The sequence below is a fragment of the Phaeocystidibacter luteus genome (assembly GCF_008933115.1).
Taxonomy (GTDB): domain Bacteria; phylum Bacteroidota; class Bacteroidia; order Flavobacteriales; family Schleiferiaceae; genus Phaeocystidibacter; species Phaeocystidibacter luteus.
The window spans coordinates 213,309-226,774 of sequence record NZ_WBVO01000001.1; the positions used below are offsets into that span (position 1 = coordinate 213,309).

Annotated in this window: 14 protein-coding genes; all 14 read left to right on the forward strand. The window is 43.6% G+C overall.

What is annotated here, in order from left to right:
• The first annotated feature begins 82 nt into the window (after nucleotides 1-82).
• The 14 genes from F8C67_RS00860 to F8C67_RS00925 are packed head-to-tail and all read left to right on the forward strand — an operon-like array spanning nucleotide 83 to nucleotide 13,466.
• Nucleotides 83-652 (forward strand): ArsR family transcriptional regulator, encoded by a 570-nt coding sequence (locus F8C67_RS00860; RefSeq protein ID WP_151665894.1) that lies wholly within the window; start codon nucleotides 83-85, stop codon nucleotides 650-652.
• A gap of 3 nt (nucleotides 653-655) precedes the next feature.
• Entirely contained in the window at nucleotides 656-1,006 is a 351-nt protein-coding gene (locus F8C67_RS00865; RefSeq protein WP_151665895.1) for a phosphomannose isomerase type II C-terminal cupin domain, read from the forward strand.
• Nucleotides 1,007-1,017: 11 nt separating this feature from the next.
• Nucleotides 1,018-2,316 carry a nucleotide sugar dehydrogenase gene (locus tag F8C67_RS00870; RefSeq protein ID WP_151665896.1) on the forward strand — a complete coding sequence of 433 codons (1,299 nt, stop codon included), beginning with the start codon at nucleotides 1,018-1,020 and terminating at the stop codon, nucleotides 2,314-2,316.
• 30 nt (nucleotides 2,317-2,346) lie between these two features.
• Nucleotides 2,347-3,546 (forward strand): UDP-N-acetylglucosamine 4,6-dehydratase, encoded by a 1,200-nt coding sequence (locus tag F8C67_RS00875; RefSeq protein ID WP_151665897.1) that lies wholly within the window; start codon nucleotides 2,347-2,349, stop codon nucleotides 3,544-3,546.
• 20 nt (nucleotides 3,547-3,566) lie between these two features.
• A complete protein-coding gene (locus F8C67_RS00880; RefSeq protein WP_151665898.1) occupies nucleotides 3,567-4,727 on the forward strand; it encodes a LegC family aminotransferase in 1,161 nt (386 codons plus the stop codon).
• Complete coding sequence (locus tag F8C67_RS00885) at nucleotides 4,714-5,337, forward strand: acetyltransferase (protein WP_151665899.1); 624 nt, start codon at nucleotides 4,714-4,716, stop codon at nucleotides 5,335-5,337. Before F8C67_RS00880 ends, F8C67_RS00885 begins: the two co-directional genes overlap by 14 nt.
• Nucleotides 5,338-5,342: 5 nt before the next feature.
• Nucleotides 5,343-6,380 carry an N-acetylneuraminate synthase gene (gene neuB / locus F8C67_RS00890; protein ID WP_151665900.1) on the forward strand — a complete coding sequence of 346 codons (1,038 nt, stop codon included), beginning with the start codon at nucleotides 5,343-5,345 and terminating at the stop codon, nucleotides 6,378-6,380.
• Nucleotides 6,377-7,504: a UDP-N-acetylglucosamine 2-epimerase gene (gene neuC / locus F8C67_RS00895; protein ID WP_151665901.1), complete on the forward strand. Its 1,128-nt coding sequence runs from the start codon at nucleotides 6,377-6,379 to the stop codon at nucleotides 7,502-7,504. Before neuB ends, neuC begins: the two co-directional genes overlap by 4 nt.
• Nucleotides 7,501-8,553 carry a nucleotidyltransferase family protein gene (locus F8C67_RS00900; protein WP_151665902.1) on the forward strand — a complete coding sequence of 351 codons (1,053 nt, stop codon included), beginning with the start codon at nucleotides 7,501-7,503 and terminating at the stop codon, nucleotides 8,551-8,553. The genes neuC and F8C67_RS00900 overlap by 4 nt, the downstream gene beginning before the upstream one ends.
• Entirely contained in the window at nucleotides 8,550-9,260 is a 711-nt protein-coding gene (locus F8C67_RS00905; RefSeq protein ID WP_151665903.1) for an acylneuraminate cytidylyltransferase family protein, read from the forward strand. Before F8C67_RS00900 ends, F8C67_RS00905 begins: the two co-directional genes overlap by 4 nt.
• Nucleotides 9,247-10,092 carry an imidazole glycerol phosphate synthase subunit HisF gene (gene hisF / locus F8C67_RS00910; protein ID WP_151665904.1) on the forward strand — a complete coding sequence of 282 codons (846 nt, stop codon included), beginning with the start codon at nucleotides 9,247-9,249 and terminating at the stop codon, nucleotides 10,090-10,092. The genes F8C67_RS00905 and hisF overlap by 14 nt, the downstream gene beginning before the upstream one ends.
• A complete protein-coding gene (gene hisH / locus F8C67_RS00915) occupies nucleotides 10,089-10,745 on the forward strand; it encodes an imidazole glycerol phosphate synthase subunit HisH (RefSeq protein ID WP_151665905.1) in 657 nt (218 codons plus the stop codon). The genes hisF and hisH overlap by 4 nt, the downstream gene beginning before the upstream one ends.
• Before the next feature lie 16 nt (nucleotides 10,746-10,761).
• Nucleotides 10,762-11,997 carry an N-acetyl sugar amidotransferase gene (locus F8C67_RS00920; protein ID WP_151665906.1) on the forward strand — a complete coding sequence of 412 codons (1,236 nt, stop codon included), beginning with the start codon at nucleotides 10,762-10,764 and terminating at the stop codon, nucleotides 11,995-11,997.
• A complete protein-coding gene (locus tag F8C67_RS00925) occupies nucleotides 11,994-13,466 on the forward strand; it encodes an oligosaccharide flippase family protein (protein WP_151665907.1) in 1,473 nt (490 codons plus the stop codon). Before F8C67_RS00920 ends, F8C67_RS00925 begins: the two co-directional genes overlap by 4 nt.

Sequence of the window (13,466 nt, forward strand, 5' to 3'; positions counted from 1 at the left end):
ATTAATACTTTCTTAACTGTAAGTTTAGCATGTTTGAGGATGTTTGAGTAATTTTGTTACTTGAATAAGAGTTCAATCTTGCATGCTAGATACACTTATCACATCAAAAACGCGCCTCAAGCTCCTGCTTAAGCTATTCCTGAACCCCAGTACCAGTGGGTATTTACAAGGATTGGCTAGCGAGTTCGGTGAGAGTAGTAATGCCATTCGCGTTGAGCTCAATAGGTTTGAAGATGCTGGCTTATTATCCAGCGAATTTCAAGGCAGAAAGAGATTCTACAAGGCCAATCGAAATCACTCCATGTTCATCGATATCCAAAATATACTCAAGAAGTATGTTGGGATTGATGCTATCGTCGAGAACATCGTAGCGCGGACAGGCAATCTTCAGGAAGTGTATATCGAAGGCGATCTTGCTCAGGGCAAGGTTTCGTCCATCATTGACCTAGTTCTCGTTGGTGAGGAACTAGACCGGATATACATCGCCTCTCTGATTTCTAAAGCGGAGAAAATGCTGAACAAGAGAATCAGATATGTATGTCTGAGCTCTTCTGAAATCTCAGAATACTTTAAATCTCAATCCTCAAATTCTAAATTGCTGATTTGGAGCGATGAGAATAGAAAAAAACAACGTCAAACTAACCCAGAATAACTAATGAACAAGTCGTCATCTGAAACGAGGCCTTGGGGTAGCTATTTCATTCTTGAAGAGTCTGAAACTTTCAAGGTGAAAAGGATTGAAGTAAAGCCAGGCGCTCGACTATCGTATCAATATCACTTTAAGAGAGAGGAGAATTGGACCGTAGTAGGAGGGCAAGCGAAAGTGACGTTGGACGGAACAGTACATACACTGAACGTTGGTGAAAGCATTTTCATTCCAACCGAAGCGAAGCACCGAATCGCCAATGAAGGTTCTGAACTGTTGGTATTTATTGAAGTTCAGACAGGTAGCTACTTTGGGGAGGACGACATAGTACGAATTGAAGACGATTTTAATCGCGTTTAATAGATTATACGATGGGAAAATCCATTAATGAAACAAGAATCGGAGTTATTGGACTCGGATATGTAGGATTGCCTTTAGCAGTTGAGTTTGCAAAGAAGTTTCCTACTGTTGGTTTTGATATTAACGAAGCGCGTGTAGCGGAATTAAATACGGGAATTGATTCAACACTAGAAGTTGATTCGGAGAACCTCAAGTCTGTACTTGTGGATAGCCTACCTGAAACAGGTAATGGTCTACTCAATTCTAGTAGCCTTGAGGATTTGAAGAGTTGCAACTTCTACATTATCACGGTTCCAACTCCTACAGATAAGCACAATAGACCTGTCCTTACACCTTTGATCAAGGCAAGTGAGACCATCGCTAAGGTCATTGACAAAGGAGATGTTGTCGTTTATGAATCAACCGTTTATCCAGGAGTTACGGAGGACGAGTGTATCCCAATCATTGAGAAGAATACAGGGTTGATCTTCAACCGTGATTTTTATGCTGGATACTCTCCAGAGCGCATTAATCCGGGTGATAAAGAACACACTGTTACAAAAATTAAGAAGGTTACTTCAGGTTCAACTGAAGAGATGGCCGAGTATATCGACAAGGTATATCAAGAGGTTATTGTAGCAGGTACGTTCAAAGCGAGCTCTATTAAAGTGGCTGAAGCCGCTAAGGTTATTGAGAATAGCCAAAGGGATATCAATATTGCCTTCGTGAACGAGCTCTCGAAAATCTTCAACCTACTTCAGATTGACACACATGAAGTGTTGGAAGCGGCGTCTACAAAATGGAACTTCCTTCAATTTAAGCCGGGTCTAGTTGGTGGACACTGCATTGGAGTTGACCCATATTATCTCGCTCAGAAAGCGCAAGAAGTAGGTTATCACCCAGAGATCATTCTTGCTGGTCGCAGACTGAACGACGGTATGGGGCCTTACGTGGCCACTGAAGCTGTAAAGTGGATGTTGAAGAAGGGACACAAGGTTGCTGGAGCTAAGGCTCTTATGCTTGGAATTACGTTCAAGGAGAACTGCCCTGATATTCGTAACTCAAGAGCAATCGACGTTTATCATGAGTTGAAGACTTACGATATGGATGTTGATGTTTACGATCCATGGGCTGACAACGAGGAAGTTAAGGGAGAATATGGTATTGACTTGATTAATTCAATCGATGCAACGGATTACTCACTTATCGTTCTTGCGGTTGCACACAAGGAATTTGGTGAAATCTCACTAGAGAAGCACGTAATAGCTGACGGAGTTATCTACGACGTTAAAGCATTCCTTCCGAAAAGTTCAGTCACTGCAAGACTCTAACTGTAGAGCATAAACCAAACAAAGCTATCCATGGAAGAGCATAGAATTCTTTCCATCATCGGACGAGAATCTGAATTGTTTCAATCTGATATCGATAACTGCGAAGGCGAATTGTCAAGTCAGGTCGAGCGAAGCTCATTCTTAATTCTCGGTGGTGCTGGGTCTATAGGTCAGGCCGTGACTAAGGAAATCTTCAAAAGAAATCCTAAAAAGCTCCACGTTGTCGACATCTCCGAGAACAATTTGGTTGAGTTGGTTAGGGACATCCGTAGTTCCTTCGGCTATATTGATGGTGATTTTCAAACTTTCGCACTCGATATAGGATCTTGGCAGTATGATGCCTTCATTCAGGCAGATGGGAAGTACGATTATGTGCTAAATCTTTCAGCTCTCAAACATGTGAGAAGTGAGAAGGATCCATATACACTTATGAGAATGATTGAGGTTAATGTCCTCAATACGGTTAAGACAATCAAACAAAGTATGGAGTGCGGAGTGAAGAAATACTTCTGCGTTTCTACGGATAAGGCTGCAAACCCAGTGAATATGATGGGTGCGTCTAAGCGCATCATGGAGCTATTCCTGAACTATTACAGTCAGTTTCTTCCTATTTCTACAGCCCGATTTGCGAACGTTGCCTTCTCAGACGGTTCATTGCTACACGGATTCAATCAACGAATCCTGAAGAATCAACCTATTGTAGCACCGAATGATGTCAAGCGATATTTCGTGATTCCAAAGGAAGCAGGTGAACTTTGTATGGTCTCATGCTTACTTGGAGAAAATCGAGATATTTTCTTCCCACAGCTTTCCGAAGATTTTGGCTTAGTGAGTTTTTCCGAAATCGCTGAACGCTATCTCCACGATCGTAACCTTGAACCTCAACTATGCTCATCAGAAGATGAAGCGAGAAGCCTCGCGTCAGCTAAAGTGAAGGGTGACAAAGCTTGGCCATGTTTGTTTACCAAGAGCGACACTACTGGCGAAAAGCCCTATGAGGAGTTTTATACGGGCGATGAGAAGCTCGATCTGGACACCTTTGTGAACCTTGGTGTCATCAAAAACGAACTAGGATTTGATAAAGATAAATTGGACCACTTTGAGGCGGTGATTACGGATTTAAGAGCCAAAGGAGAATGGTCTAAAGACGAAATAGTAGCACTCTTTCACGAGATGATCCCAGATTTTCAACACGAAGAGAAAGGGAAATATCTTGATCAAAAAATGTAAATCTATCTCAGGGTTAGGCAATGAGCGATACGGTATACAGCAAGGCAAAAGAGTTTGTAACAGCGGTGAAGGACCTCATTCCAGCAGAGTCTTTCATTCCGTTGCACCCGCCTGTGTTTAACGGTAAGGAAAAGGAGTACCTGATAGAAACGGTAGATTCTACTTTCGTTTCTTCCGTTGGCCCATTCGTTGACAAGGTGGAAACGCAGCTCGCAAGCCTAACAGGTTGCAAGAAAGCCGTGGCGGTCGTTAACGGTACGGCAGCACTTCATACCGCTCTAAAACTTGCTGGTGTAATGAGGGAAACTGAGGTCATCACTCAATCCCTTACGTTTATTGCCACAGCCAACGCCATTTCATACCTAGGTGCCCTACCTGTTTTCTTGGACGTTGACCTCGATACAATGGGGTTGTCCCCATCTTCTGTACGCGCGTTCTTGGAAGAGTTCGGAGAGATTCGCGAGGACGGATGTTACAACAAATCAACCGGACGACGGATTTCCGCGTGTGTGCCAATGCACACCTTCGGGTTTATGACTCGTATTGAGGAATTAATCCGTGTTTGTCGGGAGTACAATATTCCTGTCGTTGAAGATGCGGCCGAAGCTTTGGGAAGCTCTTATCGTGGCAAGCCTGCCGGGAGCTTTGGTGAAATTAGTGCGTTGAGCTTCAATGGAAACAAAGTTGTAACCGCCGGTGGTGGTGGCGCTATTCTGACCACGAATGACGAATTAGGCTCGAAGGCAAAGCACATAACAACTACGGCGAAAGTCCCACATCGCTGGGAGTACAGACATGACGAGATAGGTTTTAACTATCGAATGCCGAATGTGAATGCGGCATTGCTAAGCGCGCAGTTGGAATCGCTTGACGATATATTGAAGCACAAGAAGCAATTGTTTTCCGCATATGTTTCCTCATTTGAGGCGATGGGACTCAAATTGAATCAACCACCTGCAGAAAGCGAGTGGAACTATTGGTTAATGAGTGTGGAACTCAACTCATTTGAAGAGAGAAATGCATTCCTCGAGTATACTAACTCCAATGGGGTTATGACAAGACCTATTTGGGAGTTGATGCATAGAATGCCAATGTTTGAGCATTGCTATAAAGACGACCAGAAGAATTCAGAGTACTTGGAAGCTCGAATCGTAAATATCCCTAGCAATGCAAGAGTCTAAGTACATACTTGTAGGCTACTCAGGTCACGCTTATGTAGTGGCAGAAGCTGCTATTGAGATGGGCTTGAAGCTTTCTGGATATACGGAAAGGCAGGAGTCCACTCATAATCCATTTGATTTGAGTTATTTAGGATTTGAAGGGGCAGAAGACTTTGCCTATAACGGCAGTGGACATTCATTCATTCTTGGTATAGGAAGTAATTCCATACGCACTAAAATAGCCAAGTTCCTGAGCGATAAGGGAGGTGACTTGAGCACAGTAATTCACCCCGCAGCTTCTGTTTCAAAAATGTCGACTATCGGTTCGGGTAGTTTTGTCGCTAGAGGCGCATCTATCAACCCACTTGTTGAGGTTGGAAAGAATTGCATTATAAATACTTCCAGTTCAATCGATCACGAATGTATTATTGGTGACGGGGCGCACATTGCTCCTGGAGCAGTTCTAGCCGGGAATGTAAGCGTTGGAAAAGAATCTTTTATAGGTGCTAATTCGGTGATAAAAGAAGGTGTTACCATAGGTGATAATGTCATAGTCGGTGCTGGCTGCGTAGTCACCAAGGATTTAGGAGACAATTCAAAATGGGTGGGTAATCCAGCCAGACCATTATAAGCACTATGAAGAAGAACAAACAACATACGCTCATTATTGCTGAAGCTGGGGTGAACCATAACGGTGATATGTCTAAGGCACTTCAGCTCATTGATGCTGCGGCTGAAGCTGGAGTGGACATAGTGAAGTTTCAGACTTTCAAAGCCGATACACTTGTAAGTCCAAAAGCGAAGAAGGCTAACTATCAGCAGGATAGTCTTCCTGATGACGATCAGTCTCAGTACAAGATGCTCAAGAAGCTTGAGTTGTCCGACGATGACCACAATGAGCTTATCGAGCATTGTTCGAAGAAAGGGCTTCAGTTTTTTTCTACTGCGTTCGACACCGAAGGATTGAAGTATTTGAATTCCTTGGGCTTTGAGCAATTCAAAGTGCCAAGCGGTGAAATCACCAATTACCCATATCTGCGAGAGCTTGCTTCTTTTGGTAAGCCAGTTATTATTTCTACAGGAATGTCGTCAATGGACGATATTGAGGCAGCCCTGAATGTACTTACCCAAGCGGGGATGTCGAAAAGTGATATCACGGTTCTCCACTGCAATACGCAGTATCCGACGCCGATGGAGGATGTTAATCTATTGGCAATGAACCATATCAAAGATACCTTTGATGTAAACGTTGGATATTCTGATCACACCATGGGAATTGAAGTTCCTATTGCGGCCGTAGCTCTCGGTGCGACAGTTATTGAAAAGCATTTTACACTAGATAGAGGTTTACCTGGACCAGATCATAGTGCTTCCTTAGAACCGCATGAATTGAAGCAAATGGTACAGGGTATTCGCAATATTGAACTAGCCATTTCTGGAACAGGAAAAAAGGCCGTCTCAAAAAGCGAGTCTCAGAATATAATTCCTGCTCGTAAGAGTATTCACGTGCGCCGTCAACTTCAGGCTGGCGAAGTTATCAAGGAGGAAGATTTGATTCCACTTCGTCCAGCTGTTGGAATGTCTCCTATGGAATGGGAAAATGTAGTAGGGAAGAAGGTAGTTGACACAATTGAGGCCTTCGAGCCTTTGCACGAATCAAACCTGGCTGAATGAGCTCTGCAGTAAAAAACATAGCAGTTCTTACCAGCTCAAGGGCGGATTATGGCATCTACAAACCATTATTGGATGTCTTGGCTGCTGACAATGCGTTCAACCTGCAGATGATTGTCTTCGGTTCGCATCTTTCGGAGGTGACTGGATATACATTGCAACACATTGAACGTGATGGGTTTACAGTGATTGAGAAAGTAGACTCTATCTTACTAAACGACGATCCACTTGCTAATTCCACCTCCACAGCGCTTACGGCAATGAAGTTCGCGGATGTATGGGCTCGTTTGTCTGGTTCGGTGGATCTAGTACTGGCCTTGGGTGACCGCTTCGAGATGTATGCGGCGGTAATGGCCTCGGTGCCATTTGGTATACCTATCGGTCACTTACATGGCGGAGAAACGACCCTCGGAGCAATTGATAATGTATATCGAGATTGTATAACACTTGCTTCGACAGTACACTTCACATCAACCAAGCCTTACGCTGCGCGTGTTTCGGCACTTGTAGGTTCTGAAAAGCATATTTATCCAGTTGGCTCTCTCAGTTTAGATGGTCTCTCGGATTTAGAGCTCGACACAGTGGAGGAATTCAAGGCAAAGTGGGGTATAGATCTAGATCAACCAACGGTTGTAGCAACGTATCATCCTGAGACGGTTAACTTCAACTCTATTGATGAACACGTGGCTGAGTGGATCAAATCCATCAAAGAACTGCTAAAGAAGTATCAGGTAATCCTTGGTCCTCCGAACCTTGATACTCACGGCTCACGGATTAGAGCCGAGTACAGCACTCAGCTCGCCAATGAACCAAATCTTTTCATCATTGAATCATTGGGTAAAAAGAGCTATTTCACAGCATTGAAGCACTGTTCGTTTGTAATTGGAAACAGTTCAAGTGGTATTATTGAAGTGGCCTCCTTTGGTAAGTATGCCGTGAATGTCGGTAACCGACAAGAAGGAAGAGCATGCGGTGAGAATGTATTACACACACCTTTTGATTCGAATCGTATTCTGCAAAAAGTAGAGTATATCGAAAGTCAAGGGTACAGCTATAAAGGAGAGAATATCTATGAACGTCGCAATGTAGCGCAGTCTATTCGCGACATTCTCAAACGAATCCTATGAGAACTGAATTTCAGCCTCACATCATCAGTAGTTCTAGCACGGCAAGAGATGCTTTGCGTTCACTTAGCACATTGCCAGATGGCGCGGTACTGAATCTATTCGTCACAGATGACAACGGTAAGCTCGTAGGAACTATCACTGATGGGGATATCAGACGTGGATTGTTGAACAATCTGGAGATTTCGGATTCGGTCGAACAGTACATGAATAAGAACTTCAAGTTCTTTGTTGAAGACAGCAACAATAGCAGTTTACATAAGGAGTATGCGAAGCTTGGGCTTGAATTAATTCCCGTGCTTAGCAAATCCGAAGAACTCGTTGACTTCGTAGATTTGACGCGAACGAAGGCTGCGCTTCCTATGGCTGCGCTTTTGATGGCAGGTGGAAAAGGAGAAAGATTGCGTCCGCTGACGGAGAACATTCCTAAACCCATGTTGCTAGTTGGTGACAAGCCAATCATAGAGCACAACATCGATCGCTTGATCAAGTATGGTGTCAAGGATATCTATATCAGTGTGAAGTATCTCAAGGAGAAAATCACTGAGTACTTTGGAGATGGGTCATCAAAGGGAATCAGAATCCATTACATAGAGGAGGACAAGCCGCTGGGTACTGTTGGTGCACTTTCTTTGATAGAGAACTGTTCCAAGAAGACAATCCTCTTGATGAATTCGGATATTCTCACCGATATAGATTTTGAGGATTTTTACAACCATTTCATTGAGAGTAAGGCGAGAATGTCCGTTGCAAGTATTCCTTACAACGTGAATGTTCCATATGCAGTGCTTCGCACCGACAGTACGCGTGTATCTGGCTTTGAAGAAAAGCCTAGATATACCTATTACTCAAATGGGGGAATCTATTTGCTCGATGCGAAGTTGAAAGATTTGGTTCCTGTAAACGAGCATTACAACGCCACAGATTTAATGGAATCCATGATTGGTGAGAATGAATTAGTTCATTATCCATTGATTAGTTATTGGTTGGACATTGGCAAGCACCAAGACTTCATCAAGGCTCAAGAGGATGTAAAACACCTGTTTTTATGAGCACTCGGAAGTTATTTCTGATACCAGCACGTGCTGGATCCAAAGGATTGCCTGGCAAGAACACAAAAGTTCTTGGCACAAAGCCGCTCATTCAATACAGCATTGAATTCGCTCAGACATGTTCGGAGGAGGGCGATGTGCTCTGTGTATCATCAAACGATGAAGAAGTACTGAAGGTGTGCGAGAACCTAGGCGTTACGCCTCCATTTGTGAGACCTGAAGAACTCGCTACTGATACGAGCTCTTCGATGGACGTCATTTCACATGCCATCAATTTCTACAAAGAAAGAGATGTTCATTTCAGTGAAATAGTTCTACTTCAACCAACCTCTCCATTCCGATTGGAGTCGGATTTTAGAACAATGGTTGAGCTTTATAAGAAGAGCAACTGTGACATGGTTGTAAGTGTGAAGGAAGTAAAGGAGAACCCTTATTTCAATCTCTTTAAACAGGATTCTGAAGGATACTTGAAGGGATTTGTTGACGCCGAGAATAGGGTAACAAGAAGACAAGATGCTCCATCTGTCTATGCCTATAACGGATCTATTTACCTCTTCAATTGCAATGCTTTTGAAGCTTTGAATGGATTGGGATTTGAGAAAATTGTCAAGTATGTCATGCCTGACTCTAGGAGTGTTGACATCGACACATTGATAGATTGGAATATCGCTGAGTTTTATCTGAAACAATCGAATGAAAACAATTAGAGTAATTCCTAGGCTCGATATTAAGGGCCCCAACTTGGTTAAGGGTATTCACCTTGAAGGCCTTCGCGTGCTTGGTCGACCATCTGATTTCGCTAAGTATTACTACGAAAACGGAGCGGATGAGTTGATTTTCATGGACGTGGTTGCTTCCCTTTACGGTAGAAACAGTTTGCACGACATCATTTCAGAAACTGCAAAGAGCATCTTTATCCCAATTACAGTAGGAGGAGGACTTCGCTCCATCGAGGATATTAAATCCGTTTTGAGAGCCGGAGCAGATAAAGTTTGCTTGAACACCGCTGCAATTAATAACCCGGGGCTTATCGAAGAAGCTTCGAAGATATTCGGCTCTTCAACCATTGTGGTTTCCATCGAGGCTATTAAAGAATCAGATGGAAGATACCTAGCATATACGGACAACGGTAGGGAGTATACTGGAGTTGATGCAATTGAATGGGCAAAGAAAGTCTGTGAGGCCGGAGCAGGTGAAATTGTAGTGACTTCTGTAGATCGTGAAGGAACGGGCGAAGGCTTCGACCATGAGCTCATCAAGCGTATTAATGAAGTTGTGACTATTCCGGTTGTTGCACATGGTGGCCCAGCGCATGCAGACCATGTGGTAGAAATGATCGAAGCAACTAATGCAGATGCGGTGGCGGTGGCGTCAGTGCTACATTACGAAGCCATTCAAAAGATTGATCACAACGTATCATCAAGTGAAGGTAACACCAGGTTCCTCGAAGAGAAACGTGGCTTTCATAAATTCGTTCCAACAGGTTTGAGCGAGTTGAAGGAGCGCATGAAGGAAAAAAATATACGAGTAAGGATATGAGCGAGAAGAAAGTAGCTATTGTAGATTATCATTTGGGTAATCTCTTCAGCGTAATTCAGTCTTGTGAGAAAGTGGGAATCAACGCAGAGCTTTGCTCAAGCGGTGAGGATCTTCACAAGTACGATGCTATCATTCTACCAGGAGTAGGTGCTTTTGGGGAAGCCATGCAAAACATGCACGACCTCGGGTTGGTAGAGCCACTTCGAAGCTTGGCTGCAGAAGGACGTCCGATTTTTGGCATTTGCCTCGGACTTCAGTTGCTGTTCACAGAGAGCGAAGAATTCGGCACCATGGAAGGTTTGGGACTTATCCCGGGGACGATCAAAAAGTTCAAAACCGAAGTTGAGGGAGTGAAATACAAAGTTCCTCAAATCTGTTGGAACGAAATTGAAGAAACTGCTGGACTTAATTGGGCAGATTCTCCGTTGTGCGACTTGGAAAGCAAGCAGTTCATGTACTTCGTACATTCATACTATGCGTCTCCGGAAGACTCAAAGTATACACTTACGGAAACTACTTACGGAGGTATTCGCTATACCTCTGCAGTCTTTTCACAACCCAATGTATTTGCAACGCAATTCCACCCGGAAAAAAGCGGTGAAGCTGGTTTGAGCATCTACAGAAATTGGGCAATTCAGAACAAACTAATCTAATATTTACAATTACGCCATGAGCGATTCAAACAAACTCGAAACGTACTACGGCCTGCCGTCAGAAGTGAAGTTCTGTAAGCGCTGCGTCATGAGTAATCAACGTCCAACCTCGACCGTAGAGTTCAAGCACACCATCAACAGTGCTAAGGACACTATGAATTTTGATGAGGAAGGAATTTGCGATGCATGTAGAACTGCAGAGCAAAAGGAAAGCATTAACTGGGAAGAAAGAGAAGCTAAGCTGGTAGAATTGCTCGATAAACACAGAAGCAAAGACGGCAGCTACGATTGTTTGGTTCCTGGTTCTGGTGGTAAAGACAGTGCCTATCAGGCTCACATTCTCAAGTACAAGTACGGAATGAACCCGTTGACTGTAACCTGGCCTCCAATTCTTTATACTGACTATGGGTACAAGAACTGGAAGAATTGGATTGATAGCGGATTCGACAATATTTCTTGGAATAGAAACGGTAAGGTGATGAAGCTTCTAACCAAGCTTTCCATCGAGAACCTCTTTCACCCATTCCAAACCTTCATCCTAGGTCAGAAGAACCTCGCACCGAAAATTGCTGCTAAATATGGTATCAATCTCATTTTCTACGGAGAAAATGAAGCTGAATATGGCAACCCAATTGCGGATAACGAAACTTCACTTAGAGATAAGTCGTACTACAGCTATTCTCACCTTGATGAAATCTACCTCGGTGGACTTTCGGTAGGGGAGATTATGCAGGACTATGACGTGAAGATGTCGGATATCCAGGCCTTTCTTCCAGCCTCTGTTGAGGAACTCGAGAAGTCTAAGGTTGAAGTGCACTACTTGGGATATTACCTCAAGTGGACTCCTCAAGAAGTGTATTACTACGCGGTAGAAAATACGGGCTTCAAGGCTAGACCATTCCGTACTCAAGGTACGTACAGCAAGTACAATAGTATCGACGATAAGATTGATGACTTGCACTACTATACAACGTACATCAAGTTCGGTATTGGTAGAACGACATATGATGCTTCTCAGGAAATCAGAAACCGTCACATTACGAGAGAAGAGGCGGTAGCCTTGGTGAATCGATTTGACGGTGAGTTCCCAGACAGATATTTCGACGAGATCATGGCGTACTTGGATATCGATCCGGAGTACTTCAAGACTGATTTGGCGGACAAATTCCGTTCACCACACCTTTGGAAGAAGGACAACGGAGAGTGGAAGCTTCGTCATAATGTAATGGGCACAGGCACAGACCAAGAGTGAAATCACTGAAAAGCATATTGCAGAGTAAAGGCTCAGGTGGATTCGCAAAGAGTTCAGCCGTCTACTTCGTGAATGATATTCTACAGAAGGCGACTGGTTTCATGCTTATCCCACTGTATACCGCATATTTCTTACCTGAGGAGTATGGGTTACTTTCTGTTATGGCCTTTGTTTTAGCACTTCTCGTAATTCTAGGCGATTTAGGACAAAGTGGGGCACTAGTCCGCTTTCATTTTATAGCTGAGAAATCGGGAGATTTTAAGTCGTACATAGCCTCTGCAGTACTTTTCATACTCGGTGTAAGCGCATTTCTGGTGATTGCCCTTTTCGGATTAGGGCCGTGGTTGTTCGACGTAGGTTTTAACAACATTAGCTTCTATCCGTACGGTGCAATTGTTACTGTAACCTTTATATTCTCCATTTGTAATCAGTTGTACTTGAATGTCCTACGGGCAAAAGGGGAGTCTGTACGTTATGGCATTCATTCCTTCTCTTTCTTTCTGCTGAACATTGGAGGGGCCATTTTGGCAATTGTAGTGTTTGATCTGGGGGTTATCGGAAAGCTGTCCAGTGCCTTGCTCGCAACTGCCGTCTTTGGCAGTATTGGACTTTTCTTCGTGACCCGCGGTGTAAACCTCTGGAAACAGTTTTCGAGATCCAGATTGAAGGAGCTTGTTAATTATGGACTACCAGCGGTACCGCATTTACTGGCTGCTATCATACTCAACCTTGCCGACAGGTATGTTATTGAGAGATATCACGATATGACCGAAGTTGGTCTTTACAGCCTTGCGTATCAGCTCGGATCAATCATGCTGTTTGTGGCTTTGGCATTTGATAAGGCATGGGGACCGTTTTACTTCTCGAAGGCTGGTACTGAAAAGGGTGAAACACAGATTAATCAAATCGCCAAGTTGTTCTTGGTGGCGATTATGTTCATTTCATTCTTGATTGTCATCTTCATGGATGAGGTCTTCATGTTCATCGGCTCAGACGCCTATCAGGAATCACTTGCCATCATTCCGCTTATTGCAGTGGGTCTCCTGTTCAAGGCCGCGTACTTTGTACCGATTAAGTCAATTCTGTTCAATAACTCAACCAAGGTAATCCCATTAATTACGGGCATTGCCGCGATTGTGAATCTAGGTCTGAATTTTCTCATGGTACCATCTATGGGAGGGTTCGGAGCAGCCTTGGCAACCGGTATTTCATACTTACTCATGTTTGTATTGGTTCTCGTCATTTCAAGACGATATACCTCGCTCAACTATCACGCTCCAAAGGTGCTCGGTGCCTTGGCGCTCATTGTGTTGGGCTATGTGTCAGTATTGTCTATCCAGCAAGCGGGAATCGACAATGCATTTGTGATGTTTCTGATCAAATGCGGGATTGTCGTGGTGATATTGATGGCATTAATTAAATCAAGAATTGTAACTAAGAACGAACTCATTAACCTTAAAAAAATCTAA